25 protein-coding genes are annotated in these 26,558 nt (G+C 34.4%); 16 read left to right on the top strand and 9 right to left on the bottom strand.

Annotated features, from left to right (window positions below; genetic code table 11):
- Nucleotides 1-301 precede the first annotated feature (301 nt).
- The gene (locus C8C85_RS12495; protein WP_165818120.1) at nt 302-1,546 is read left to right on the top strand and encodes an ABC transporter permease; all 1,245 of its coding nucleotides are present in this window, start codon (nt 302-304) and stop codon (nt 1,544-1,546) included.
- A gap of 184 nt (nt 1,547-1,730) precedes the next feature.
- Here the strand turns inward: C8C85_RS12495 and C8C85_RS12490 are convergent, their stop codons facing one another.
- From C8C85_RS12490 to C8C85_RS12480, 3 genes are all read right to left on the bottom strand, one after another.
- Nucleotides 1,731-3,437, bottom strand: a complete 1,707-nt coding sequence (locus tag C8C85_RS12490) for a hypothetical protein (RefSeq protein ID WP_116797351.1) — start codon at nt 3,435-3,437, stop codon at nt 1,731-1,733.
- A 139-nt stretch (nt 3,438-3,576) separates the two neighbouring features.
- Entirely contained in the window at nt 3,577-4,437 is an 861-nt protein-coding gene (gene prmC / locus C8C85_RS12485; protein WP_116797350.1) for a peptide chain release factor N(5)-glutamine methyltransferase, read from the bottom strand.
- 9 nt (nt 4,438-4,446) lie between these two features.
- Entirely contained in the window at nt 4,447-4,953 is a 507-nt protein-coding gene (locus tag C8C85_RS12480; RefSeq protein ID WP_116797349.1) for a GNAT family N-acetyltransferase, read from the bottom strand.
- Nucleotides 4,954-5,258: 305 nt separating this feature from the next.
- On the opposite strand from C8C85_RS12480, the gene ribD reads away from it, so the two are divergent.
- The 3 genes from ribD to C8C85_RS12465 all read left to right on the top strand — a co-directional run bounded on the left by ribD (nt 5,259) and on the right by C8C85_RS12465 (nt 7,709).
- A complete protein-coding gene (gene ribD, locus C8C85_RS12475) occupies nt 5,259-6,302 on the top strand; it encodes a bifunctional diaminohydroxyphosphoribosylaminopyrimidine deaminase/5-amino-6-(5-phosphoribosylamino)uracil reductase RibD (RefSeq protein ID WP_116797348.1) in 1,044 nt (347 codons plus the stop codon).
- Nucleotides 6,295-6,900: an HAD family hydrolase gene (locus tag C8C85_RS12470; RefSeq protein ID WP_116797347.1), complete on the top strand. Its 606-nt coding sequence runs from the start codon at nt 6,295-6,297 to the stop codon at nt 6,898-6,900. Before ribD ends, C8C85_RS12470 begins: the two co-directional genes overlap by 8 nt.
- A gap of 179 nt (nt 6,901-7,079) precedes the next feature.
- Entirely contained in the window at nt 7,080-7,709 is a 630-nt protein-coding gene (locus C8C85_RS12465; protein WP_116797346.1) for an IMPACT family protein, read from the top strand.
- Nucleotides 7,710-7,739: 30 nt separating this feature from the next.
- On the opposite strand, the gene C8C85_RS12460 is transcribed toward C8C85_RS12465, so the two are convergent.
- Nucleotides 7,740-8,144, bottom strand: a complete 405-nt coding sequence (locus C8C85_RS12460; RefSeq protein WP_116797345.1) for an acyl-CoA thioesterase — start codon at nt 8,142-8,144, stop codon at nt 7,740-7,742.
- A 183-nt stretch (nt 8,145-8,327) separates the two neighbouring features.
- Here C8C85_RS12460 and dnaA point away from each other — a divergent pair, with 183 nt between their 5' ends.
- The 12 genes from dnaA (at nt 8,328) to C8C85_RS12400 (ending at nt 20,674) form a co-directional block, all read left to right on the top strand.
- Nucleotides 8,328-9,755, top strand: a complete 1,428-nt coding sequence (gene dnaA, locus C8C85_RS12455) for a chromosomal replication initiator protein DnaA (RefSeq protein ID WP_116797344.1) — start codon at nt 8,328-8,330, stop codon at nt 9,753-9,755.
- Nucleotides 9,756-9,763: 8 nt separating this feature from the next.
- Nucleotides 9,764-10,231 (top strand): low molecular weight protein-tyrosine-phosphatase, encoded by a 468-nt coding sequence (locus C8C85_RS12450; protein ID WP_116797343.1) that lies wholly within the window; start codon nt 9,764-9,766, stop codon nt 10,229-10,231.
- A 106-nt stretch (nt 10,232-10,337) separates the two neighbouring features.
- Nucleotides 10,338-11,060 carry an SAM-dependent methyltransferase gene (locus C8C85_RS12445; protein WP_116798478.1) on the top strand — a complete coding sequence of 241 codons (723 nt, stop codon included), beginning with the start codon at nt 10,338-10,340 and terminating at the stop codon, nt 11,058-11,060.
- Between the two features lie 248 nt (nt 11,061-11,308).
- A complete protein-coding gene (locus tag C8C85_RS12440; RefSeq protein ID WP_116797342.1) occupies nt 11,309-12,436 on the top strand; it encodes a methionine aminotransferase in 1,128 nt (375 codons plus the stop codon).
- 149 nt (nt 12,437-12,585) lie between these two features.
- Complete coding sequence (locus C8C85_RS12435) at nt 12,586-13,467, top strand: SDR family oxidoreductase (RefSeq protein WP_165818119.1); 882 nt, start codon at nt 12,586-12,588, stop codon at nt 13,465-13,467.
- A gap of 255 nt (nt 13,468-13,722) precedes the next feature.
- Nucleotides 13,723-14,490 carry a ParA family protein gene (locus C8C85_RS12430; protein WP_116797341.1) on the top strand — a complete coding sequence of 256 codons (768 nt, stop codon included), beginning with the start codon at nt 13,723-13,725 and terminating at the stop codon, nt 14,488-14,490.
- Between the two features lie 4 nt (nt 14,491-14,494).
- Complete coding sequence (locus C8C85_RS12425; protein WP_116797340.1) at nt 14,495-15,394, top strand: ParB/RepB/Spo0J family partition protein; 900 nt, start codon at nt 14,495-14,497, stop codon at nt 15,392-15,394.
- Complete coding sequence (locus C8C85_RS12420) at nt 15,394-15,954, top strand: DUF5683 domain-containing protein (protein WP_116797339.1); 561 nt, start codon at nt 15,394-15,396, stop codon at nt 15,952-15,954. The genes C8C85_RS12425 and C8C85_RS12420 overlap by 1 nt, the downstream gene beginning before the upstream one ends.
- A 47-nt stretch (nt 15,955-16,001) precedes the next feature.
- A complete protein-coding gene (gene dapB, locus C8C85_RS12415; protein ID WP_116797338.1) occupies nt 16,002-16,709 on the top strand; it encodes a 4-hydroxy-tetrahydrodipicolinate reductase in 708 nt (235 codons plus the stop codon).
- A gap of 83 nt (nt 16,710-16,792) precedes the next feature.
- The gene (lepB, locus tag C8C85_RS12410) at nt 16,793-18,355 is read left to right on the top strand and encodes a signal peptidase I (protein ID WP_116797337.1); all 1,563 of its coding nucleotides are present in this window, start codon (nt 16,793-16,795) and stop codon (nt 18,353-18,355) included.
- A 12-nt stretch (nt 18,356-18,367) separates the two neighbouring features.
- Nucleotides 18,368-19,975: a signal peptidase I gene (gene lepB / locus C8C85_RS12405; RefSeq protein WP_116797336.1), complete on the top strand. Its 1,608-nt coding sequence runs from the start codon at nt 18,368-18,370 to the stop codon at nt 19,973-19,975.
- Between the two features lie 75 nt (nt 19,976-20,050).
- Nucleotides 20,051-20,674, top strand: coding sequence for a WbqC family protein (locus C8C85_RS12400; RefSeq protein WP_116797335.1), 624 nt, complete (start codon nt 20,051-20,053; stop codon nt 20,672-20,674).
- Nucleotides 20,675-20,770: 96 nt separating this feature from the next.
- On the opposite strand, the gene C8C85_RS12395 is transcribed toward C8C85_RS12400, so the two are convergent.
- From C8C85_RS12395 to C8C85_RS12375, 5 genes are all read right to left on the bottom strand, one after another.
- On the bottom strand, nt 20,771-21,817 hold the full coding sequence (locus C8C85_RS12395) for an endonuclease/exonuclease/phosphatase family protein (protein ID WP_116797334.1): 1,047 nt from the start codon (nt 21,815-21,817) through the stop codon (nt 20,771-20,773).
- 70 nt (nt 21,818-21,887) lie between these two features.
- Entirely contained in the window at nt 21,888-22,748 is an 861-nt protein-coding gene (locus C8C85_RS12390; protein WP_116797333.1) for a rhomboid family intramembrane serine protease, read from the bottom strand.
- Nucleotides 22,749-22,813: 65 nt separating this feature from the next.
- Nucleotides 22,814-23,572: a rhomboid family intramembrane serine protease gene (locus tag C8C85_RS12385; RefSeq protein WP_116797332.1), complete on the bottom strand. Its 759-nt coding sequence runs from the start codon at nt 23,570-23,572 to the stop codon at nt 22,814-22,816.
- The gene (mutL, locus tag C8C85_RS12380) at nt 23,569-25,461 is read right to left on the bottom strand and encodes a DNA mismatch repair endonuclease MutL (protein WP_116797331.1); all 1,893 of its coding nucleotides are present in this window, start codon (nt 25,459-25,461) and stop codon (nt 23,569-23,571) included. Before mutL ends, C8C85_RS12385 begins: the two co-directional genes overlap by 4 nt.
- A 165-nt stretch (nt 25,462-25,626) precedes the next feature.
- Nucleotides 25,627-26,355: a DUF6624 domain-containing protein gene (locus C8C85_RS12375; RefSeq protein ID WP_116797330.1), complete on the bottom strand. Its 729-nt coding sequence runs from the start codon at nt 26,353-26,355 to the stop codon at nt 25,627-25,629.
- Nucleotides 26,356-26,558 lie beyond the last annotated feature (203 nt).

Here is a 26,558-nt window from a genome sequence, read left to right as displayed (position 1 = left end):
ACACGGATGACACGGATTAGACAGATCGACACTGATTCTTTGGGGGCAAACTAAAAAGTTAGAATAATAAATTAACCAATTTCAATCTGTGTAAATCCGTTAAATCTGTGTCATCCGTGTGCCATTAGGCAAAGCAGATTTAACAACGGAATGCCTTAGCCCAGATAGAAGCGGTATCCTTTTATGCCGGGGTTCGGCATAAAAGATATAGCGGATAGCTGGAAATAGCTCCTTACAACTATTTATGCTAATTTCTCAAATGGTATTTGTAACAAAAATTGTATTTTCGTGTCAAACGACTATGATGCTAAAATTATTCAAAGAAAATATCCGAATCGCTTTTGGTTCCATCCGAACTCAATTGTTGCGAACCATTTTGACGGTAATGATTATTGCCATTGGTATAACTGCCTTAGTTGGAATTCTGACCGTTGTTGCGGCGCTGGAGAATACGCTGTCCTCCGATTTTGCCTCGATGGGAGCCAATACTTTCAACATTAATCAATACGAAAACACCTCTCGAAGACGCGGTGGCGGGGAACGTGAAATCATAAATCCTATCATTTCCTATCCCGAGGCGGTGGCTTTCAAGAATAAATACAATTACCCATTGACCGAAACGTCGCTGTCATTTACCGCGACATCGACCGCCGAAGTAAAATACGAAGCCCTGAAAACGGATCCCGAAATAAATGTTTTGGGTGTTGACGAGCATTTTTTGACCAACTCGGGACTCGAAACCGATATGGGGCGAAATTTTACCAATTTTGACATTTCCAACAATACCTATACTTGCGTGGTAGGTTCCGATTTTAAAAAAGGAATTCTGAAAGACGTAAACCCAATTGGCAAAACCCTTTCGATAAGAGGCGCTAAATTTAAAGTAATCGGCGTGCTAAAAGAAAAAGGTTCCACCTTTGGAAAGAGCCAAGATTTAAGGGTATTAATCCCAATACAAGTTGCCCGTTCCTTATTTACGGCTCCCAATATCAACTATACTTTGAGTGTTATGGTAGGCAAAAAGGAATTATTGGACCAAGCTATTGACAACGCCAACAGCACGATGCGCAGAGTCCGAAAATTGAGCCCCATAAAAGACAATAATTTTGCCATAGTGCGAAGTGATGATTTGATTAACCGAATCCTGAGCATCACCCAATATCTTGGACTTGCATCGTGGCTCATCGGGATTATTACCATACTTGGGTCGTCTATCGCCTTGATGAACATTATGATTGTTTCGGTAACCGAGCGTACCCGTGAAATTGGGGTTCGAAAAGCTTTAGGAGCCAAAAAAACTACCATTGCCTTTCAGTTCTTTATAGAAACACTACTGATTGGGCAAATAGGCGGTTTGGTCGGAATTATTTTTGGAATATTAATCGGATTTGGACTTTCGACTGCAATGAACTTTGTTTTTGTAATTCCGTGGGGAGCAATGATAGCGGCGTTTATCGTAAGCTTTATCGTGGCACTCGTTTCTGGTTTGTATCCTGCTATAAAATCGGCAAATCTGGATCCTATTGAGGCGTTGCGTTATGAGTAGGTTTTTGTTTTTAGCAACAAATACTTTTTAAAATAATTATTTGGGCGTGACCACATTAAAAAAAGGGGCAACTCAGCATACGTGCCAGTCGCCCCTTTTTTTAATGCGGTCGGGTCATCCGCGTTACTTCGGTAACTTGCTCCTACCCCTCACGCGGATTTTTACAAATTTTTCTGAATGTAATTTATTTTTTCCAAAATGGTATACTATTTATTCTTTTTATAGCTTTTGTTAAATCAGCATCTGATAATTCGACTTTAAATTCATGCTTTATCCAATTTTTAAAATCTTTCAAAAAATTGATATTTTTTATTTCTATTCCACTTTGAGTTTTGAAAACATTTCCCTTCTGATTAAAAGTCAGAACTAATACTGGTAAATTTAATTCAGTAATATATTTTTCTACTTGAATATTTTCAATCTGAATCATTTGATTTTTATCTATAGAAACTGAAAACTTGGAATCAATTATAAAATTTTTAAATACAAAATCTGGCTTAATCCCTTTTCCTAATTTTTTATTATGAATAAATGAATTTGGAGTTAAATTGAGTTCATCAATTGTATTTACTTCAATTAAAAATGATTTAAAAATCTTATAAATAGCATCTTGAAAAATCAACCCTCTTTTTGAAGCAGTTGAATATGTATTAGACCAAATATCTGGATTTAACCCGTAAATTCGAAGTACATCCGACCAACTAGCATTTTTAATATTTTCTAATCTGAAGCAATCTCTAATAAATTGCGGATCAACTTTAGAAATATACTCTCTTGTTAAACGATTTTCATTGGATTCTAATGATTCTTTGACAAGCTCTCTAAATCTGTTCCAAATTTTTTCTTTTGAATTATACTTTGATTCAATTATTATTTTTAAACTTCTTAAACTTGATTGAATAATACCTACTGATTCTAAATAAGATAATGTGCTGTTTTTTTTATCATGATGAATATGTCTCATTAGCGTAGTATCCCCAAAAGCATCTCCATGTCCAAAATAACCATCAGAATAAGCTCTTAAAATACTTTCTTGAATTTCAAATTTGCTGTTTTTTCTATCTTTAATAGTTCTTGAAGAAGATGAAATTTTTTTAACAATATCTATGTTACTTTTAAAATAATTTTCAAAATTTTCAACGCAATAGTCTTCATTGCCGTTTTCTTCAATAAAAAACTTAAAGAAAAAAATACCTACTACAAATTGATTTACTTTATTCGAGTTTATTTTTATTTTTTGAGGAATTCTATGAATTAGTTTAAATAATTGAGGATTATCTTCCCTGAAATCATTTAAATTTAAATTATCTAGAAAAAAATTGAACGTAGTTAAATCTAATTCTTTATACTCTTGTATAATTTCACACCTAAGCAGCTCCAAAATTTCATCAATTCCAAATTTTGATTTTTTTCTTTCACTGAGATTATAACCTGATAAACGTAAAATTTCGTTCCAACTACAATTATCAAAAGTTCTAATTAAAGAAGCATAAATGGACTGTTTCGTGACTAATCTTAATGGAACAGAATATTTATCACTTAAATCAAATTGACCTTTTAATCGTAAAATATTAGGGATTTCAATTAACTCTTTAGAATTCATTGAATTGTCATTCAAATTTTCTCTCCCTACTATTTCAGATAAATCGTGCATTAATGATTTTAAAAACGAAGTATCTTTTGAATACCTGCCTTTTAGTGATGTAAGTACGCAATCTGGGTTAATTCCAGCCCGTGACAATAATTCCACTCTACTTATTCCAACACTTCCTTTCCATTCAGAATTATCAAAAATATCTTTTATAGTTAATAACCTAACTTTTGAATTATTTGCATAATATTCAGTAAAAATCTTTTTAACGATCTCAATTTGATTAGTTGATATTTTCATCTATAACATATATAGTACATAATTATTCTATATTTTTTGATTTAAATAAACATAAACATCCCGAATTCATAATTCATATTTTTCAATTATTCTTATTTACTATAACTCCCTCACACAAATCACTAAGAACAAGAAATAACTACAACAAACGAGTCCCCAACGTCATTCTGTCATTTTCATAAATATCCTTTCTCAATTCAACATTCTTAAAATTCAACTCTTCTAATAACGAAATCATTTCTTTCCCTAAATACTGATTGATTTCAAAATACAATTGTCCTGAATTTGATAAATTCTTCTGAGCTAATTCGGCTATTTTTCTATAAAAAATCAGGGCATCGTTATCTTCCACAAAAAGAGCCAAATGAGGTTCATTGTCCAAAACATTTTTCTTGATTTCCTCTTTTTCCAAATTCCGCACATAAGGAGGATTCGAAACAATAATGTCAAACTCTTGACCTAAATCCAGCGTTTCAAGAATATTTTGCTCAATAAAAGTAACTTCCACTTCATTGCGCTCGGCATTTTTTTTGGCGATTGACAATGCTTTTTCGGAAACATCAATTGCAAAAACTTCTGCATTCGGGAGATTCTTAGCTAGCGAAACTGCGATACATCCGCTTCCCGTCCCAATGTCGAGAATTTTTAGACTCTTAGACCTTCCGTTTTTAAGAACATTAGAAACAATCCAATCCACCAATTCCTCCGTCTCCGGCCTCGGAATTAAGACATTTTCATTAACTTCAAAATCCAATCCATAAAAACTCGTTTTGCCTAACAAATACTGAATCGGAATTTCCAATTTCAATTGTTCTAAAATCGAATTCCAAATCACAATTTCCTCCTCCGAAATTTCCAAATCGGGATGTAAAGCCAAATCAATTCTTTTCAGTTGTTGCTTTTCTTCCAATATCAAATAGAAAAAACTCTCTGCTTCGCCTTCTCCATACTGTGAAGTAAGCGCTTGAATAAATTGGGTTCTATATTCTTTTATTTTCATATTCAATGATTATTTTATTCCCCCTTCGGGGGTTAGGGGGCAAAGCATCCAAACCGGACAACTTGTATGACCAGTGCTTCCCATTGGCGAACAGATATATTCGAAACCAACTTTTTTATACAACTTTTGGGCATCCAACATAAAAGGCATTGTCTCCAGATAACAATTTTCGAAACCAAATTCACGGGCGCTTTGCAAACATTTTTCCATCATTTGGCTTCCAATTCCTTTTCCTCGAGTTTCTGGAAGAAAATACATTTTTTGTAATTCACAATAAACTTCCGCCTCGTTTGCCAATGGTGCCACTCCTGCTCCGCCAACAATTCGCCCATCACTTTCCACCACATAATAAACCGATCTTGGCTTATTGTATTCTTCAAACATCAAATCAAGATATGGATCTTCATAAGCTGTTCCTACTTTGGGGATATTCAATTCGTCAAAAACATCTCTTATCAATTGAGCAACCGCTTGATTGTCTTCTTTTTGTATTTTTCTAATAATCCAATTGTCCATATAAATGCTCTATTATTAATTTGATGCACAAAAATAGCCATTGTAAATGGGAAAACATCAAAAGCAATACACTCACTTCTAAAAAAATATTCATTAAAGACTGATAGTTATATTATTCAAAATTCCCTCTTATAAATCTGCGTAAATCTGCCAAATCTGCGTGAAAAAATTAGCATGCAGATTTGGCAGATTTACGCAGATTCTAAAAAATCCAAATATGATTAATATCTATATTTTTCAAACGAATACACTACATCTTATATGTCGAAGCAAATTCCTAATTCCAAAATTAGTATTTTTGCTAAGTGAAAATACATGAGAAATATATAAACCGTTGCATAGCCTTGGCCAAAAACGGACTGGGAACGACCTATCCCAATCCTATGGTTGGAAGCGTCATTGTTTATGAAGGCAAAATCATAGGCGAAGGTTGGCACAAAAAAGCAGGCGAACCCCACGCCGAAGTCAACGCAGTAAATTCAGTACAGGATAAATCGTTACTAAAAAAAGCCACTATCTACGTGAGCTTGGAACCGTGTAGCCATTTTGGAAAAACACCACCTTGCTGCGATTTGATCATAAAAAACAAAATCCCCAATGTCGTTGTTGGAACCGTAGATCCAAATATCAAAGTCGCCGGAAATGGCATCAAAAAATTAATGGAAGCAGGTGTTCATGTCACTATTGGAATACTCGAAGATGAATGCAACGAACTCAACAAGCGCTTTTTTACTTTTCATCAAAAGAAAAGACCTTACATAATATTGAAATGGGCCCAAAGTCAAGACGGATTTATTGCCCCGATTGAAAAATTGGAGAAAAAACCAGTTTGGATTACCAACACCTATTCCAGACAATTGGTTCACAAATGGAGAACCGAGGAACAAGCTATTCTGGTAGGAACAAAAACCGTTATTGACGACAACCCCAAACTTAATGCAAGAGATTGGCACGGAAATAATCCAGTTCGAATCGTATTGGACCAACACAATCGTATTCCAAAAGAGAATGCTGTTTTTGACAATCAAACCAAGACAATTGTCTTTAGCAATTCGAAAAACACTATTTCCAAAGAAAACACTACCTTTGAAGTAATTGATTTTAAACAAAATATAGCCCAACAAATCGTTGATTCGCTTTACAAACACAACATTCAATCGGTTATAATTGAAGGTGGACTCCAAACCTTACAGACCTTTATCGATGAGAATCTTTGGGATGAAGCTAGAATTTTTGCAGGAAAAACTTTTTTGAAAAAAGGAATCAAAGCGCCTTTTATACCAAAAACAAATTCCGAAAAACACACAATTGACACCGATGAATTTTTAATAATCAGAAACCATGATTGATGCTATTATTTTTGATTTTGGAGATGTGTTTATCAATTTAGATAAACAAGCCACTACGGATGGTTTAAAAAATCTTGGCATTTTCCAATGGAACGAAGATTTGGACCAATTGAACATACAGTTTGAATTAGGCGCTATGTCGAACGAAGATTTCTTGAAAGGAATTCAAAAACACACCAACAATGCTTCAATCGAAGACATTTCGAAAGCTTGGAATGCAATCTTACTGGACTTCCCGTTGTATCGATTGGAATTTCTTCAAATGCTTTCCAACAAGTATCGTTTATTTTTGTTGAGCAATACCGATGCCATTCATATTGACACTTTCGAACAAAAATCGGGGACTACATTTTACAGTGATTTTTATCAATGTTTTGAAAAAGTATATTTTTCATTTGAAATTGGCATGAGAAAACCCAATCCGGAAGTTTACAACTTTGTACTGGATCAAAATGGACTCCAAGCGAAACATACATTGTTCATTGATGACAAAAAAGAAAATACCGATGCTGCATTGGCACTTGGACTTATCGTTTGGAACTTACAAGTGGGCGAAGAAGATGTAGTTGATTTGTTTGATAAAAGAATAATACAATAGCAATGGCAATGACAATGGCAAAATCAATTACAATGACAATTGCAAAATTCAATGTCAATAGCAATGAAAAAAAAACAATAACCTCTTTAATATATTCAAACGCCAGTAGTTAAATTTTGATATTGAATTTTGACATTGACATTGCTATTGACATTGAATTTTGCCATTGATATTTGATATTGAACATGAAAGACACCTACAATACCATTGCATTTCCCTCTGAAGAATCCCTATTCAAGGAAAAAAGCAGCAAATTCTTCGGCTATGCTTTTCCGATAGAGTCAGAGGAAGAGGTAAAACCCATTATAGAAATCTTAAAAAAACAACATCCGCACGCTGTTCATTACTGCTACGCCTATCAAATAGGAACCGAAACCATTCAATACAGAGCCAATGATGATGGTGAACCAAGTAATACAGCAGGGACTCCTATATATGGTCAAATACAATCCTTCGGACTTACGAATGTACTTGTAGTTGTGGTTCGAATTTATGGCGGAATAAAATTAGGAGTGGGCGGATTAATTTCTGCTTATAAAACCTCGGCACAAATCACATTGGAATCTTGCGAAATTATCGAAAAAACGATTGACGTTGCTTTTCAAATTTCATTTGATTATAAAAACATGAATAAAGTAATGCGAGTGATCAAAGAAAAAAAACTGGATATTGCTTCTCAAGAAATGGAGATAGATGAAGAAACAAATTTACCAATCGGAAAAATTGTAGTAAAAACCAGAAAAAAAAATGCCGAAATGGTATTCGACACTTTTAAATCTTTGTTTGAAATTGACATAAAAAAACTATAAATTATCATTTAAAAGAACTCATTTTGACTATTATTCAAAAGTTTTTAGTAGTTCCAAAATGTAATCTGGCGGTGCTGTTGGCTTGCCAGTTTTTAAGGACACAAAAACCAACATAAATTGGGCAGTTGTTAATAACTCTTTAGCTTCATTGTATATTGCACAATCAAATTCTATCTTCACGGACGTCTGACTTTTGAAAACTGTATGCACCGTTAACAACTCATCATATCGCGCCGATTTTTTATAATTGATATTCATATTCACAATTGGCAACGCAATACCACTTTCTTCCATACTTTTATATGAAATCCCTTTGTTTCTAAGCCATTCGACTCTTCCTATCTCAAAATAGGGTATGTAATTTCCGTGATAAACAACCCCCATTTGGTCTGTTTCTGAATAACGAACACGAACTTGAATTTGATGATCTTTCATTAATTATGAATTAAAATTTTAAATTTTAAAAAGCTCCTTACAACAATATTTTCAAAAATTATAACCTAAAATATTTTTTTTTACAGATAATTGTTCACATATTTGTTATCCCGAAAAAAGAATCTATTTCACATTCTTTTTGTAAGACAATAAGTACCCAAATAAAAAAATTTAACTAGATATATGAACAAGACTGCACAATCAGTATGGGAAAACTGTTTGTCCTTCATAAAGGACAACATTCAAGATCAAGCCTATAAAACTTGGTTCGAACCAATTAAATCAGTTGAACTTACCGATAATGCATTATATATTCAAGTACCAAGTAAATTTTTCTACGAATGGCTAGAAGAACACTATGTAAAATTATTAAAAGTGGCCCTAACCAAAGAACTTGGAAAAAACGCAAAGTTACTCTATAAAATCAAAATGGAAAACACTTATGGTAACAAACAACCGTTTACGGAACAGTTGCCAAGTGCCAATAGAGCTCCAATGAAAGCTCAAGAAGTGGATGCTCCATTTAAAAACCTAAATCCAGAATTAAAAAACCCATTTGTTATTCCTGGCATTCGAAATTTAAAAATCGAATCCCAACTGAATCCAAATTATAGTTTTGACAACTTCCTGGAAGGGGATTCTAACAGATTAGCACGTTCTGCAGGTATGGCAGTTGCCAATAAGCCAGGTGGAACATCTTTCAACCCATTATTGATTTTTGGTGGTGTTGGATTGGGAAAAACACACTTAGCCCACGCTATCGGTGTTGAAATTAAAGACAAATATCCTGAAAAAACAGTTTTATATATTTCTGCTGAAATTTTTACCCAACAATATATTGATTCGGTAAAGAAAAATAACAGAAATGATTTCATTCATTTCTATCAGTTAATCGATGTTTTAATCATTGACGATGTTCAATTCCTTTCTGGTAAATCAGGAACACAAGATGTATTTTTTCATATTTTTAATTACTTGCACCAAAACGGAAAACAGGTTATCTTGACCTCAGACAAGGCTCCTGTTGACATGCAGGATATTGAACAACGCTTATTATCTCGTTTCAAATGGGGATTATCTGCCGAATTACACCAACCGGATTATGAAACTAGAATTTCTATCCTAAAAAATATCCTATATCGTGATGGTGTTGAGATGCCAGATGACATTATAGAATATGTAGCCCGCAACATTAAATCAAATGTTCGTGAACTGGAAGGCGCTATCATTTCATTGATTGCGCAATCTTCTTTCAACAAAAAAGAAGTAACCATCGAACTTGCTAAAAGTGTCGTAGAAAAATTTGTAAAAAATGTAAAGAGAGAAATTTCAATCGATTACATCCAAAAAATTGTTTCCGATTATTTCCAATTGGATTTAGAGACTCTACAATCCAAAACCAGAAAAAGGCACGTTGTACAGGCGAGGCAGCTGGCAATGTTTTTTGCCAAAAAATTCACTAAAGCCTCATTGGCCAATATCGGTTCCCAAATAGGTGATCGTGACCACGCCACAGTGTTGCATGCCTGTAAAACAGTCGATAATTTAGTAGCAACCGACAAACAATTCAAAAAGTATGTCGAGGACATTAATTCAAAATTAACGCTATAAAAAGCAATATGCCTGTTAAAATTTTAATGGTTTGTTTGGGCAATATCTGCCGTTCTCCACTGGCAGAAGGCATTTTAGCTTCCAAACTTCCCAGTGATAAATTCCATGTAGATTCCGCAGGAACAGGTTCTTGGCATATTGGTCGTGCTCCAGATAATCGTTCTATAGCCACCGCCAAAAAAAATGGTTTAAATATTGCCAATCAACAAGGAAGACAATTTCAAAGATCCGATTTCGATGCTTTTGACTACATTTTTGTAATGGACAACCACAATTACAATGATGTGATTCACCTTGCTCAAAACGAAAAACAAAAAGAAAAAGTCCAACTCATTTTGGACGCCATTTTCCCAAATGAAAATGTCGATGTTCCAGACCCATACTATGGCGTTTCAAATGGTTTTGATATGGTTTATCAAATGCTCGACGAAGCTTGTGAAGTAATTGCACAAAGGTTGATCACCAAACATTCCTAAGAAAACTAAATAAGTTTTTTATCTTTGTTAAAAATGACAACTTTTCCCTCCAATGTCATTCAAATACGGCAAAAAAAATCTTATTTCAAAAATTGAAAGCAATCAAATGAAATCAACACCTCTTCTTGGAAAATTATATTTAATCCCAACCACTATGGGCGATTGCGACCCAATGGACGTATTACCGCAAACCATAAAAAGATGCGTAGATCTAATTGATTACTATGTGGTCGAGAATGACAAAACCGCTCGAAAATCCATCAAGCTGACCAATCCAGAGAAAAAACAGTCAGAACTAAAACTTTTCATACTCAATAAACATACTGAAACTAAAGAACATCAGGAGTTTATCAAACCGCTTTTGGAAGGTAAAGACATGGGACTTATGAGCGAAGCAGGATGTCCAGGTGTAGCAGATCCTGGTGCTGTAATTGTAAAAATAGCTCACGAAAAAGGGATTCAAGTTGTTCCGCTTGTTGGTCCATCCTCAATATTATTAGCTATGATGGCATCCGGAATGAACGGTCAAAGCTTTACTTTTCATGGTTATTTACCCATTGAAAAAGACGAAAAAAGAGCTAGTTTCAAAAGTTTGGAACGAATATCTTTCGAGAAAAATCAATCTCAGATTTTCATCGAAACACCTTACCGCAACAATAAATTACTCGAAGATTTAATCCAAACCTTGCACCCTGAAACACATCTATGCATAGCTACCGATATCACCTTACCTACGGAATACATCAAAACAAAGAAAATTTCGGCATGGAAAAAAGAAACAATCGATTTACACAAACGCCCCACCATTTTCATCATTCATAAAATGTAAATACCAAAGTCCTTTTGGGCGTGCCACCATAAAAAAAATGGGCCTACTCATCACTGTTGAGTCGGCCCATTCTTTTATGCTGTCGGGTCATCCGCGTTACAAGGTAACCAGCTCTTACCCCTCACGCAACTCGCAAGAACATTCATTTTACACCAGACCATTAATTTTTCCGAACATCATTCCTTCAAAAAAGGAAAAATCGGCTTAAAAAAACTACTTTTATACTCCTAAATAAATTTATTTATTACATGAGTAAATTACCAAATGTAACAACTAGCATCTTTACCGTAATGTCCAAAATGGCAGCAGAACACAATGCAATCAATCTTTCCCAAGGATTCCCAAACTTCCCAGTTGACGAAAGATTAACCAAAATTGTTTCTCGATTGACACTTGAAGACGTCCACCAATACACGCCCATGTCGGGATATCCTCCATTGTTGGCAAAAATTGCAACATTGGTAAAATCGTCATATAATCGCACTATTTCCCCCGAAACCGAAATACTCATTACAGCAGGTGCAACTCAAGCCATTTTCACCACATTGCTGGCTTTGCTAAAACCAAATGACGAAGTAATTATTCTCGACCCAAGCTACGATTGCTACGAAGCTCCAATATTATTAAGCCAAGCAAAACCGATACGGGTATCACTCAATGATGATTACACACCAAACTGGAATACTATCGCCAGTGCCTTTTCGGAGAAAACCAAAATGATTATCATCAATAATCCGCATAATCCTACGGGGAAAATTCTAAATGAATCCGATTTAGAGAATCTGGAAACACTTTTGGAAAAACATCCTGATGTACTATTACTTTCCGATGAAGTTTACGAATACATCACTTTCGAACAAAAACACATTTCTACACATACTAGAACAAAACTACTCGACCGCTGCATTACAGTCTCTTCATTTGGAAAATCATTTCATGTGACTGGCTGGAAAATAGGCTATCTTGTAGCTCCTGACTATTTGATGAAAGAAATCAAAAAAGTGCATCAGTTTTTGGTTTTTAGCGTCAATAGCATTTGCCAAGTAGCAGTTTCAGAATATCTGGATTTAGTCGATGTAAATGAAATTAGTTCATTCTATCAGGAAAAGCGCGATTACTTCAAATCACTATTAAAAAACAGCCGATTCCAATTGATGCCCTGCGAAGGAACTTATTTTCAAGTAGTTTCGTATGCCAATATTTCCAACGAGAATGATATTGATTTTTGCAAACGCTTAATTACGGACTATGGTGTCGCTGCAATTCCCATATCCACTTTTTATGCCGATGGAAAAGATTTAAAATTAATACGTTTTTGCTTCGCTAAAGACAATCAAACTTTGGAGGAAGCAGCAAAAAGATTGCAAGCAATATAGTCGCTGAGACGCTAAGTTTCTAAGAGTCTGAGTTTTTTTTAGCACATGCACTTCATTTTCTTAGAAACTCAGCGCCTAAGTAACTTAAAAAAATTATGCATGCATACTATTTTATTTTACTACATTTACAATCCAAAAAAAAATAAATTATGAGTTATACCGATAAAATGTTGAGAGACGATGCTTTAAAAGGCAAAGTAATAGTAGTTACTGGAGGCGGAAGTGGCTTAGGAAAAGCTATGACCAAATATTTCTTAGAATTAGGAGCTCAAGTAGCTATTACTTCAAGAGATTTGGAAAAACTAAAAAACACTGCTCAAGAACTTGAAGCCGAAACAGGCGGAACATGTTTACCGCTACAATGCGATGTTCGCCATTATGAGGAAGTTGAAAATATGCTTCAGGGCGTATTAAAAGCCTTCGGTAAAGTCGATGTATTGTTGAATAATGCCGCGGGAAATTTTATCTCTCCAACGGAGCGTTTATCAGCCAACGCCTTTGACACTGTAATTGATATCGTTTTGAAAGGAACCAAAAACTGTACACTTGCCTTTGGAAAACATTGGATAGACACCAAACAAACTTCGGCAAGTATTTTAAATATTGTCACTACTTATGCTTGGACAGGTTCCGCTTATGTAGTTCCGAGTGCCACTGCAAAAGCAGGAGTTCTGGCTATGACAAGAAGTCTTGCAGTAGAATGGGCAAAATACGGTATTCGTACCAATGCAATTGCCCCCGGACCGTTTCCTACCAAAGGTGCTTGGGACCGTTTATTACCTGGAGACCTTGCCGAGAAATTTGACATGGCCAAAAAAGTGCCATTAAAAAGAGTTGGTGACCATCAAGAATTGGCCAATTTAGCCGCTTATTTAGTTTCTGACTTTTCCGCCTATGTCAATGGTGAAGTGGTTGTTATTGATGGGGGTGAATGGCTGAAAGGTGCAGGACAATTCAATCTATTGGAAGCCATACCCGAAGAACTTTGGGATCAATTGGAAATGATGATTAAAGCAAAGAAAAGGAGTTAACCACTTGCGATAATCACCGATTAACATCAATAACTATTGAAAATAATCAGAAATAACACCTAAATAATAAAACAAAAAAGAGAACTATTTATACAGTTCTCTTTTTTCAGATATAATAATTACTAAAAAAGCAGAGAATACACAGTATTGTCAAGATAAATTGGGGACAGTGAAAACTATTTGTTTTTGTTAACAAAATAGATTTTCAAAACCCATAAATAATTGTATTTTTACCGTTCAAAATTTAGAAAATAAATGGGCAAAATCATAGCGATTGCGAATCAGAAAGGCGGAGTTGGAAAGACAACTACTTCAATTAACCTAGCTGCTTCATTGGGTGTTTTAGAAAAAAAAGTATTACTAATAGACGCTGATCCTCAGGCAAATGCCACATCAGGTTTAGGAATTGATGTAGAAAGCGTTGAAATTGGAACCTATCAAATTCTAGAACATAGTCACACTCCATCGGAGGCCATCATAAAATGTTCGTCGCCAAATGTTGATATAATTCCTGCACATATTGATCTTGTTGCGATTGAAATTGAACTTGTCGACAAAGAAAATAGAGAATACATGCTTAAAAAAGCATTGGAAAGTGTAAAAGATCAATACGATTATATCTTAATTGATTGTGCGCCATCTCTTGGACTTTTGACATTAAATGCCTTAACTGCTGCGGATTCTGTAGTAATTCCGATTCAATGTGAGTATTTTGCATTAGAAGGTTTGGGTAAATTATTGAATACCATAAAAAGTATCCAAAAAATCCACAATCCTGATTTGGATATTGAAGGTCTATTATTGACAATGTTTGATTCTAGATTGCGTTTATCAAACCAAGTTGTAGAAGAAGTTCAAAAACATTTTAACGATATGGTTTTTGAAACTGTGATACAAAGAAATGTAAAATTGAGTGAGGCTCCTAGTTTTGGAGAAAGCATTATCAACTATGATGCAACCAGCAAAGGAGCGGTAAATTATATTCATTTAGCTCAAGAAATTATAAAGAAAAACAGTAAATAGTTGTATGTCAAAAGCAATAAAAAAACAAGCCTTAGGTAGAGGTTTATCTGCGTTATTAAAAGATCCTGAAAACGATATCCAATCGGTAGAAGATAAAAATGCAGATAAAGTAGTAGGAAATATTATAGAGCTTGAAATTGATGCTATAGAAATAAATCCATTTCAGCCCCGAAGTAATTTCAACGAAGAGTCATTGCGCGAATTGGCCACTTCCATCAAGGAATTAGGCGTTATTCAACCTATCACTGTTCGTAAATTAGACTTCAATAAATACCAATTAATTTCTGGGGAACGTCGTTTACGCGCTTCCACATTAATTGGACTTACAACTGTCCCTGCTTACATTCGTATTGCAAACGATAACGAGTCTCTAGTAATGGCCTTGGTTGAAAACATCCAACGTCATGACTTGGATCCAATAGAGATTGCACTTTCTTACCAACGTTTGATTGATGAAATTCAATTAACTCAAGAACAAATGAGTGAAAGAGTTGGTAAAAAACGTTCTACTATTGCCAATTATTTAAGACTTTTAAAATTAGATCCAATCATTCAAACCGGAATTCGTGATGGTTTTATCAGTATGGGTCACGGTCGTGCTATCATCAACATTGAAGATCATGATGTTCAGACTGATATTTACCAAAAAATTGTAAGTCAGAATCTTTCGGTTAGAGAGACGGAGACTTTGGTTAAAAACTACCACGAAAGTTTAAAACCGAAACCAGTTATTCCAACAAAGTCCTCTTCTTTTGAAATTAATGACGAAGATGTAAGTACTTTCAACAAGTATTTCGGAACAAAAATCGATGTAAAAGTTGCCGGAAACGGGAAAGGAAAAATCACAATTCCTTTTCATTCTGAAGAAGACTTCAACAGAATTATAAAATTAATAGAAGGGTAGTGAGCAAAATCATATCCATAGGGCTATTGCTTTTTCTTTTAGGAAACGCTTCGGTTTTTGCACAAGCAAAAACCGAAGCTGTTTTAAAGCCAAAAGACACTTTAAAACCAACAGAGATAGACCCTTTGACACCTGCAAAAGCGGCTTTCTATTCGGCTATATTACCTGGTTTAGGCCAAGCGTACAATAAAAAATACTGGAAGATTCCTTTAGTTTATGGAGCTATGGGAACCAGTTTATATTTATATGTTGACAACAAGAAAAAATACAATGAATATAGAGATGCTTACAAAAGTCGTCTAGCAGGAAATCCAGACCCTAATTACGACTATCTCTCTGACAAACAGTTAATTTCAGCTCAAGAGTTTTACCAAAGAAACGCTTCGTTATCAGGGCTTTTTGTGATTGGTTTTTATGTACTAAACATCATTGATGCCAACGTTGACGCTGCCTTAATACAATTTAATGTCAATCAGAGTTTATCTTTTCAGCCAGAAATCACCCCAGATCCTGTAACATTAAAATCAAATTTAGGACTAACACTTAATTATCGTTTTTAGATTCGAACAATATTCGTTTCTTTTTAAAAAATCAAAAATATATACAAATGAAAATTGCGCTTTTAGGATACGGAAAAATGGGGCATGTAATTGAAAGAATTGCTTTAGAAAGAGGACATGAAATTGTTTTGAGAAAAGACGAATTTAACACCTATGATGGACTTTCCTCTGCCGATGTTGCCATCGATTTCAGTGTTCCATCAGCCGCAGTAAATAACATTTCCAGTTGTTTCAATGCCAATGTTCCCGTGGTTTCCGGAACAACAGGTTGGTTGGAACATTATGATGAAATGATTGCTCTTTGTAAAGAAAAAAATGGAGGTTTTATCTCTAGTTCCAACTTTAGTCTTGGCGTGAATTTATTTTTTGAATTCAACGAATATTTAGCCAAAATCATGTCTCAATTCGACCATTACAAAGTAGAAATGGAAGAAATTCATCATGATCAAAAACTAGATGCACCAAGCGGAACTGCTATTTCATTAGCCAAAGGTGTAATTGAAAACAGCAATTACACTAATTGGACATTAGACACTCCAAAAGAAAAAGAGATTCATATTGAAGCTGTAAGAGTAGGAACAGTTCCAGGAACCCACACTGTAACCTATAACTCTGAGGTGGATTCCATCGAAATAAAACACACCGCTCATAATCGTGAGGGTTTTGCTCTTGGCGCTGTAATTGCTGCCGAATGGCTTGCCGGAAAACACGGTATTTATACTATGAAAGACGTATTGAATTTAAATTCTAAATAGAAAAGAATTAAGTTCCAAACAATAAAATCCCAAAATTCTAATAGAAATTTGATCTAAAAATCTAAAGTTTAAAATCTAAAATTATGACACTATATCTCTGGTTTGTATTCTTTTTGGCCGTTCAGGTTATTCATTTCTTAGGAACTTGGAAAATATATGAAAGCGCAGGAAGAAAACGTTGGGAAGCAGCAATTCCAGTTTACAATGCAATTGTTTTAATGAAAATAATCGGTCGACCAACTTGGTGGACACTTTTACTTTTTATTCCAATCATTAACCTGATTATGTTTCCCGTTATTTGGGTAGAGACTATTCGTAGTTTTGGAAAAAAATCTTTTTTAGACACAGTACTTGTAATTGGAACTTTAGGATTTTACATCTATTACCTTAATTACACTCAGACTTTAAATTACGAAGCAGATAGAAATTTAAGTCCAGACCATAAAGCCGCTGACACTATTAGCTCATTACTTTTTGCCGTAATTGTGGCCACTATTGTTCACACCTATTTTATCCAGCCTTATACTATTCCCACTTCTTCATTAGAGAAATCATTATTGGTTGGTGACTTTTTGTTTGTGAGTAAAATGAATTATGGGGCGAGAGTTCCAATGACTACAGTAGCCATGCCAATGGTACATGATACTATTCCATTGACCAAAAGAAAATCTTATTTGACTTGGCCTCAATTACCTTATTTTAGACTTCCTGGCTTTCAAACTATCAATCGTACAGATATAGTTGTTTTTAACTGGCCAGCAGATACCGTATACAAATTCAGGGATCGATCTGGACTAAGAGTAGACAAACCAATCGACAAAAAATCAAATTATGTAAAACGTTGTGTTGGTATTCCTGGCGATAGCTTATCCATAAAAGATGGATTAGTTTACATCAATGGAAAAGAATTGATTTTACCAGAACGTGCTAAACCACAGTTCTCTTACAATGTCGTTTTGGATGGTAAAACACCTATTGACTTTGAATATCTTTTCAAAGACATGGACATCACCGATGGAGCTGGTTTCTTAAACCAACAAACAAGAGACACTTTATTCATCAGTGCTTTAACTGCTGCCAATGCAGAGAGATTCAAAAATATCCCAGGAATCAAAGCTGTAAACAGAATTATTTCCAAAAATGTTGAAGATGGTATTTTTCCACACATCAACAAATGGAACCGAGATAATTTTGGTCCAATCTATATCCCACAAAAAGGAAAAACTGTTGCCTTAAACCTAGAAACTTTGCCTTTCTACAAAACTATCATAAGCGATTATGAGAAAAAGGACTTGAAAGTAAATGGCAATGAAATTAGAATTGATGGAAAAGTGGCCACGACCTACACTTTTGACCAAAATTATTACTGGATGATGGGAGATAACCGTCATAACTCTGAAGACAGTCGTTACTGGGGTTATGTTCCTGAAAATCATATCGTAGGAAAGCCAATTTTTATTTGGATGAGTATCGATGGTATTAATGGGCCTAAGAGTAATTGGAAAGTTCGTTGGGACAGGGTATTCACAACTGTTAGCGGTGAAGGACAACCTCAATCTTATTTTAAATACTTCCTGATTGCCCTAGCTGCCTTTTTTGTTGGTGAGTATTTCTGGAAAAAAAGAAAAGTAAAAAAAGAATTATAAAACAAGGCTAGTATGTCAATATACCAATGGTTTCTTTTTTTTCTGTTCATACAAATAGTCCATTTTTTAGGAACATGGAAACTATATGAAATTGCAGGAAGAAAACGCTGGGAGGCTTTAATTCCAGTTTACAATGCAATCATTTTGATGAAAATCATTGGCAGACCTACTTGGTGGACTCTTCTCCTATTTATTCCAATCATCAATCTTATCATGTTTCCCGTTATTTGGGTCGAAACAATAAGAAGCTTCGGAAAAAATTCAAGTTTAGACACCTTTTTGGTCATTATCACTTTAGGTTTTTATATTTATTACCTCAATTACACACAAAAATTAAATTACAAAGCAGATCGAAACTTAAAGCCCGAAAATAAAACATCCGATACAGTTAGTTCTCTACTTTTTGCTGTTATTGTTGCCACTTTGGTTCACACTTATATTATACAGCCATTTACGATTCCGTCTTCTTCATTAGAAAAGACATTATACATTGGTGATTTTTTATTTGTAAGCAAATTAAATTTTGGAGCACGGGCTCCTATGACAGCAATTGCATTGCCTATGGTGCATGATTCAATCCCACTTTTAGGCGTTAAATCGTACCTGTTCAATGATGATATTACAAAAAAAGAAACTTCGATTTTGAACAAGTTTCAATTACCCTATTTTAGGTTCCCTGCTATTGAAACGATTAAACGCAATGAAATTGTAGTGTTTAATCAGCCCGCGGATACTTTATTGGATATGGATAATTTTAAACCTGCAAGAAATTATTACAAACCAATTGATAAAAAGACAAATTTAGTAAAACGCTGTGTTGCTATACCCGGAGATTCTTTACAGATTCGTGAAGGAGACGTTTACATCAATGGAAAACTAAGCAAATTACCAGAAAGTGCAAAACTCCAATATAACTTTTTTGTAAATACTCAAGGGACAAGTATGGATCAAAACTCTCTAGTAAAAATGTATGGAGCTAGAGATGGTTTGAAGGATGGGAATGGAAATTTTGGATTGACCAATAATGGAGAATATGTATTGACTTTAACCGATAACGAAGCACTCAGAATAGCGAACAATCCAGTAGTTAAAAGTGTCAAAAAGTATTTACTCCCAAAAGGAGAAGATGGCGATGTATTTCCACACATTCATTCGTTAAGATGGAACATAGACAATTTTGGACCTATTTATATTCCTAAAAAAGGAGTGACAATTAAATTAGACAAAACAACACTTCCATTTTACAAACGCATTATTCAGGAATACGAAAAAAATACATTGCAGATTGACGGTGATAAAATTATAATAAACGGAAAACCAGTTAACAGCTATACTTTTAAACAAGATTATTATTGGATGATGGGAGATAATCGCCAAAACTCTTTAGATGCAAGATTTTGGGGATATGTTCCTTTTGATCATGTAGTTGGCAAACCTGTCTTCATTTGGTTTAGCTGGGATAAAGATGGAAAAGGAATTCAGAAAGTAAGATGGAATCGAGTTTTCTCTTTTCTAAATAATGGGGAACCTAAATCTTATTTAATTCATTTCTTAATCGCTCTAGCAGCCTTTTTCGTTGGTGAGTATTTTTGGAAGAAAAGAAAAGAAAAAAAAGTTTAGAAGTATATATTATTTAGGAGCCTTAGATTACATCACTAAACCTTCTAAACTCCTAATCTCAAAACCTTAAAAGCAATGAATATTCTAATACATCCCTCCTATTTTCCGTCGGTAAGCCATTTTGTTGCTATGGCTCAATCGGAAAGTATTACGTTCGAAATGGAGGATAATTTTCAGAAACAAACCAATCGCAACAGAGCTTACATTTATAGTCCAAATGGGATTCAGTTATTAAATATCCCCATAAAGCATTCTAATCTAGCACATCAAAAGACAAAAGACATTAAAATAGAACCAGAATTTGACTGGCAAAAACAACATTTCAAATCGTTGGAAGCTGCTTACAGAAGTTCTCCTTTTTTTGAGTATTTTGAAGATGATTTACTTCCTATTTTTCAAAAGAAACATACGTTTTTGATGGATCTGAATTTTGAAGCATTAGAAATAACATGCAAGTGTTTGCGAATGAAATTAGAGTTTGAAACCACTACCGAATATTTCCACGAAATAGATAACACTCGAACGAGCGATTTTCGCTATTTGGTAAACGGGAAAAAAGACCATTCCGTTTTTGAGAACTACACTCAAGTATTCGATGACAAATTCGGATTTATGAACAATCTAAGCGTGCTTGATTTATTATTTAATGAGGGGAAATTTGCAATGGATTATTTAAAAAATCAAGTAATCATCAAATAAAATTTAATACTCATTAACTAGTTTAAAATTACAAACCCTTCCTAAATATGTTTTAATTTAGGAAGGGTTTATAATTTTTCTAAAAGGAAATTAAAACTATTTCATAGATAACTTTGCCATAATGGGATAGTGATCTGAGTTTTGAAATTCGGGGAAGCTCTCAAATTGTTTTACTTCCATAGTTTCGTCGGCAAAAATATAATCTATTCGAGCCGGATAATATTTGAACTTATAGGTAGCACCAAAACCTACTCCAGCTTCTTCAAAACTATCTTTAAGCTTTCCTTTTATATTCCGATACACATAGGAAAAAGCGCTGTTATTCATATCACCACAAATAATAATTGGGTATTGGCAATTCTTTTCATGCTCCTTAAAAATAGCGGCCTGCTCTTGTTGTTGCTTAAACGCTTTACTAATTCGAATAAAAAGAAACTTGGATTTTTGTTGGTCAATTACATCTATATTTTCGGAAATTTCATTGACATCCGGAGAAATTTTTATGGACTGCAAATGCATATTATAAACTCGTATAATATCTTTTCCCTTTTTAATATCGGCATAAACCACATTATTATTGGAATTCGGAAATACAATATTCCCATGTTCAATGATAGGGAATTTAGAAAATATTGCCTGGCCCGTTTTAATTTGTTTTCCTTCCATCAAAACAAATTTATAGGGATATACTTTTAGATCAATATTTGCGGAATTAGAAAACTCCTGAATGCACAATATGTCTGGGTTTTCTGTGTTGATAAATTCTAAAATCACGTCCGGAATATCGTCACGATCCAACCATTTAAAAACATTAAACAATCTTACGTTATAACTCATAACCGTAAAATCTTTATCGCTTTCCTCAAATTCTTTGGCAGAAAATTTATAAAACTTATTAAAAAAAGTAATCCCAACCAAAAGGACAAGGCCGGATAAAATCATGCGTTTTTTAAATTGAATTCCCCAATACAAGAAGAACAATCCATTTGCTAAAAAAAACAAAGGCATAAATAAAGTGAAAACCGACAAAAGGGGAAAAATTTTTGGCGCCAAAAACGGGAGTAAATAGGCGATGAATGTTAGCACAATAAGTACTAAATTCAAAAAAAACATTCCTTTATTAAACCATGAAAGGTTCTTCATTTTTAATGCGTTTTAAACTTTAAGATCAAAAAGCTCACGATTTACAATTCTATAATTAGATAAAAATAGGTTATTTTCCGGCTTGAAACAAGAATTCTTTTTCTTCTTGACTCAAACTTTCATAACCAGACTGACTAATTTTATCCAAAATCTCGTCTATTTGCTGTTGCTTTTTATCTTTTACGACTATTTTTGAAATTGGTTTTTCTATTGGTTTTCTATAATTTTTATGTACTTTTTTGAAAGGTGTAGAAGGCTTTTTGAACAAATTGGTAAAGAAATCCAAAACAGTACTCACAACCTTACTCAAATCAGTTCCGTTTTGAAGCAATTTAATATATACAAACCCAAAAAAAGCGCCCGCCAAATGAGAAATATGACCACCCGAATTTTCCAATCGGAATTGCATTAAATCCAAAATAATAATTACCGCTGTAATATGCCATAATTTCACATTTCCTATGAGTAACAATCGCACATTCATCAAAGGACTATAAGTTGTTACGGCCACCAAAACAGCCATTATTGCCGCCGATGCCCCAATTATGGCTCCACTGTAATGCATCAGATTAAAACCCAGAGCAAAAATCAACCCCGAAAAAATGGCGCTTAAAAAATATAATCCCAGATACTGTTTTGAGGAAAAAAAAGTCAAAAATAAATAGCTCGAAAAATTCAGTACCAACATATTAAAAAGCAAATGAAAAAAACCATCATGAAAAAAAGCATAGGACAGAAAAGTCCATGGTTTTAATATAAAAATGGTTGGCTCTGATGACAAAGCAATCCAATTGGGAAAATCAAAAGCCCCAATCTTAAATTGATAGAAAAAAACTAGGGATACCAAAAAGCAACCTATATTCCAATAGATCATTTTTAAGGCGATACCACCTAATTTATATTGCATTTTCAAATCGTCTAAGATATTCATATTTGATAGAATCAGTTATGGGTTATCATTTCCTCTTTTAGTTTATCTTTTTTGGCTTAAGAGCATTAATTCCAACGATGGCTATCGAACTGATTTTTCTTCCAATACCACATCATCAAATAACCAACCAATGCGCCTCCAAGGTGTGCAAAATGGGCAATTCCACTAGATCCACCAAATAAGGAGCCTCCAGAAACACCCAAATATAAATCAATTAATAACAATCCTGGAACAAAATATTTTGCTTTGATTGGAATTGGAATAAACATCAGGGCCAATTCAGCATTAGGAAACATAAAAGCAAAAGCTACCAATAGACCATAAATAGCACCAGAAGCTCCTACCACATTACCTAAATAAGCGCCCATGAATGCCTGAAAATCGGAAGGAGTTAATAATTCCTGCCATTTGGTATCAAATTTCCCTTCACTTAAGATTTTTAATATTTCAACTTTTTGGTAACCATTCTCCACTAAAAGAGTGATTCCATTTTCAAAAAAATAATAATTCACGGCAGTGTGCAATAAAGCAGCTCCTAAACCGCAGGAAATGTAAAAGAATATAATTTTTTTACCACCCCAAAAATGTTCTAACGCAGAACCAAAAGAATACAAAGCAAACATATTAAAAGCAATATGCATGATATTTGGCAATGGTGCATGCATAAACATATGCGTGAAGAGTTGCCAAAAATGAAAATCGGGACTCTCGAAAAAATACATCGAAAGTAATTTATAGGCAGGCTCCCCAACAATCATCGAGCCTATATAAAACAATATATTTATAATTAACAACTGTTTTACTGTAGGTGTAATATTCATCATAATGCAAATTTTTTATCTAAGTCTTCCACACGCATGGTGATGAAAGTCGGTTTTTGAAATGGGGAAACATTAGGATCCTTACATGCGAAAAGTCCATTTACTAAATTCTCTTGTTCTTTTTCGGTTAAGTATGCACCCGTTTTGACAGCCAAACTTTTGGCCATCGATTTGGCAATAGTATCATTCTGACTGAAACTATTCTCCGGAATTCCGTTATGCAAATCACTTAATAACTGATCTAAAACTGCTGCAACTTCACTCTCTGTAATATTTACAGGAATTCCAGAAATCACAACATGGTCAGAGTTAGACTCCTCAAAAACAAAACCCGTATTGACTAACGACTGTTGAAGTTCCGCAATAAGTTCCATTTCGGTTGCTGAATAAAACAAATTAATAGGAAATAACAATTGCTGACTTGATGCATGCTGAACTGTCATATTCACTAGAAATTGTTCGTACAAAACACGCTGATGAGCTCTACTTTGATCCACAATCACCATTCCGGATTTTATAGGAGAAACTATGTATTTCTTATGTATTTGATACGTTTTATGGACCGTTTGTTCCACTTCCTCATCATCGAATAACGATGAAGTTACCTCTTCGTTTTCAAAAGTAAATTCATTGTTCTCAAAAGAATAATCGTTGTTGCTGGAAGCAAATTCGCTACCGCCTGAAACAACAGCTGTATCGTGTTTCACTCCCACATACAAACTCTCCCAACTGGCTGTTGGTTCCGCTTTTTTATATGTCGAAAAAAGCTTATTGGGTTTATCTTCTGCAAAAGGATTAAAATTTGTGTCTATTTGGATAGTTGGCACCTCCGCGTCTAGATTTTTATAATGGTAAGGCGTGTCCAAATTAGCATCCCTTTCAAAATCCAAAACAGGAGCCACATTGAACTGCCCCAAACTATGTTTTATCGAAGCTCTTAGAATAGCATACATTGCACTTTCATTATCAAACTTGATTTCGGTTTTTGTTGGATGTATATTGATATCGATTGTATTTGGCGGAACCGTTAAATACAAATAATAACTGGGTTGTGAACCATCTTTCAAAATCCCTTCATAAGCAGCCATAACAGCATGATGCAAATAGGGACTTTTTATGAAACGGTCATTGACAAAGAAAAACTGCTCTCCCCTATTCTTTTTGGCAAATTCAGGTTTACTTACAAAACCTTGAATATTCATCATCTCTGTATCTTCTACAACAGGAACTAATTTTTCATTGGTTTTTCCACCAAAAAAGTTAACAATTCGCTGCCTTAAACTCGAGGGAGGCAAATTGTACATATCACTACCATTGTGGTAAAAAGTAAAATGAATCTTGGGATGCGCCAAAGCAACGCGTTGAAATTCATCAATGATATGGCGATATTCTACCGTATCAGATTTAAGGAAATTACGGCGTGCGGGTATATTGAAAAATAAGTTTTTAACAGCAAATGAAGTCCCTTTGGGTAGAACCGCCACATCTTGGGACATGAATTTACTCCCTTCAATAACGATGTGAGTTCCTAATTCTTCCTGCTCCAATTTGGTTTTCATTTCCATATGGGCAATCGCCGCAATAGAGGCCAATGCTTCTCCACGAAACCCTTTGGTATGCAATGAAAATAAATCTTCGGCTTGGCGAATCTTGGAAGTAGCATGACGCTCAAAGCACATACGTGCATCAGTAACATTCATCCCCGAGCCATTATCAATAACTTGTACCAATGACTTCCCGGCATCTTTAATAATCAACTTAATGTCTGTTGCTTTTGCATCCACTGCATTTTCCAATAGTTCTTTTACTACTGAAGCAGGTCTTTGCACCACTTCACCAGCGGCAATTTGGTTGGCAACATGATCAGGAAGCAATTGAATTATACTCGACATTGAAAAATTTTAGATTTAGGATTGTAAATTTCAGATTTTAAATAATAATTAAAATCAAGGAGGACAAATTTAATGAATTTCTGTTGGGTTTTAGCTCTTTGACACTCATAAAAAAAAGCAAATTTAAATCGAAAGCTAACCCTTTTAAAACCAACAATAATGCTATTATTCTTTTATTGTTAATTGCTTTATTTCAGCAAGTGTATAGCGTTTATATTCTACTCCCATGCTTTTTGCATACTCTTCAACAGTGTTGGTAAACCCCGCTTCTTTCCTTAATTCATTTACGGATTCCGCGTTTAAAATAGGCCAAACACAATACCAAAACTCCTTCTTCCCTGTTGCTGCGTTTAGAATATACTGTCCCGACACTTGCGTTCCATAAAGCTGTTCCTTCCCTTCCTGCATCAGCATTCTGTCGTGCATCATGGCCACTTTGGTAAAAGGTATTTCGTTGCTTGCTCCCGCTTCCTGAATCATTGGGAAATAATCTGCTATTTTTTTACTGTGCTGAATTACATACCAAGCCGCTTCATTTGTTGGTTCTCCAACCAATGTTTTTCCAGGATAACCATACTTTGCAATAATTTCCTCAATCCGAATAAGATTAATGGAATCTCGCTTATTCAGTATCATATATACCTTGCCATTTGTCAAATCGTCATTGGAGTAACCAGTTTCGTTAAGAATCTGCAACTTTCTGCTATCGGTAGTTTCTGAATCGATATATTCTCGAAGAATTTGGTCCGATTTGTAAATCCCGTCCAACTCTTTTTTCAAGCCTTCATCAATAATTCCTTGTGCATGACAGAATCCAAATACAAACAACAAAAGAACCAGTGAATATCTATTTACAATCGAAATTATCATTTTCAGTTTTAAAACGTTTAGCATCAAATATAACAATTAAGAAGATTCCGTAAAATTTCGGAAATCACAAAAAAAGCATAAAAAAAATGGCTCCTCATCACTCAAAAAATATGTTTTAATATTGCGATATTCTTTGCGTCTCTGCGTCTTTGCGAGCCCAATTTCACGCAAAGACGCAGAGACGCAAAGAACGGTAAGGATACAATTTATAAAAAAATCAGTAGCAG

Origin of the sequence: Flavobacterium sp. 103 (genome assembly GCF_003096795.1) — a bacterium.
GTDB lineage: Bacteria > Bacteroidota > Bacteroidia > Flavobacteriales > Flavobacteriaceae > Flavobacterium.
The sequence above is the reverse complement of the archived record's forward strand: the minus strand, read 5'-3'. Positions and strand labels throughout refer to the sequence as shown.

Coding starts and splice junctions, on each gene's coding strand:
- C8C85_RS12445 (WP_116798478.1), top strand. CDS start 10,338: ATGAAATCAACACCTCTTCTTGGAAAATTATATTTAATCCCAACCACT.
- C8C85_RS12375 (WP_116797330.1), bottom strand. CDS start 26,355: ATGCTAAACGTTTTAAAACTGAAAATGATAATTTCGATTGTAAATAGA.
- C8C85_RS12400 (WP_116797335.1), top strand. CDS start 20,051: ATGAATATTCTAATACATCCCTCCTATTTTCCGTCGGTAAGCCATTTT.
- C8C85_RS12440 (WP_116797342.1), top strand. CDS start 11,309: ATGAGTAAATTACCAAATGTAACAACTAGCATCTTTACCGTAATGTCC.
- C8C85_RS12390 (WP_116797333.1), bottom strand. CDS start 22,748: ATGAATATCTTAGACGATTTGAAAATGCAATATAAATTAGGTGGTATC.
- prmC (WP_116797350.1), bottom strand. CDS start 4,437: ATGAAAATAAAAGAATATAGAACCCAATTTATTCAAGCGCTTACTTCA.
- C8C85_RS12480 (WP_116797349.1), bottom strand. CDS start 4,953: ATGGACAATTGGATTATTAGAAAAATACAAAAAGAAGACAATCAAGCG.
- C8C85_RS12490 (WP_116797351.1), bottom strand. CDS start 3,437: ATGAAAATATCAACTAATCAAATTGAGATCGTTAAAAAGATTTTTACT.
- lepB (WP_116797337.1), top strand. CDS start 16,793: ATGACACTATATCTCTGGTTTGTATTCTTTTTGGCCGTTCAGGTTATT.
- C8C85_RS12460 (WP_116797345.1), bottom strand. CDS start 8,144: ATGAAAGATCATCAAATTCAAGTTCGTGTTCGTTATTCAGAAACAGAC.
- C8C85_RS12435 (WP_165818119.1), top strand. CDS start 12,586: ATGAGTTATACCGATAAAATGTTGAGAGACGATGCTTTAAAAGGCAAA.
- C8C85_RS12425 (WP_116797340.1), top strand. CDS start 14,495: ATGTCAAAAGCAATAAAAAAACAAGCCTTAGGTAGAGGTTTATCTGCG.
- dapB (WP_116797338.1), top strand. CDS start 16,002: ATGAAAATTGCGCTTTTAGGATACGGAAAAATGGGGCATGTAATTGAA.
- C8C85_RS12395 (WP_116797334.1), bottom strand. CDS start 21,817: ATGAAGAACCTTTCATGGTTTAATAAAGGAATGTTTTTTTTGAATTTA.
- C8C85_RS12470 (WP_116797347.1), top strand. CDS start 6,295: ATGATTGATGCTATTATTTTTGATTTTGGAGATGTGTTTATCAATTTA.
- C8C85_RS12495 (WP_165818120.1), top strand. CDS start 302: ATGATGCTAAAATTATTCAAAGAAAATATCCGAATCGCTTTTGGTTCC.
- C8C85_RS12385 (WP_116797332.1), bottom strand. CDS start 23,572: ATGATGAATATTACACCTACAGTAAAACAGTTGTTAATTATAAATATA.
- lepB (WP_116797336.1), top strand. CDS start 18,368: ATGTCAATATACCAATGGTTTCTTTTTTTTCTGTTCATACAAATAGTC.
- dnaA (WP_116797344.1), top strand. CDS start 8,328: ATGAACAAGACTGCACAATCAGTATGGGAAAACTGTTTGTCCTTCATA.
- mutL (WP_116797331.1), bottom strand. CDS start 25,461: ATGTCGAGTATAATTCAATTGCTTCCTGATCATGTTGCCAACCAAATT.
- C8C85_RS12450 (WP_116797343.1), top strand. CDS start 9,764: ATGCCTGTTAAAATTTTAATGGTTTGTTTGGGCAATATCTGCCGTTCT.
- C8C85_RS12430 (WP_116797341.1), top strand. CDS start 13,723: ATGGGCAAAATCATAGCGATTGCGAATCAGAAAGGCGGAGTTGGAAAG.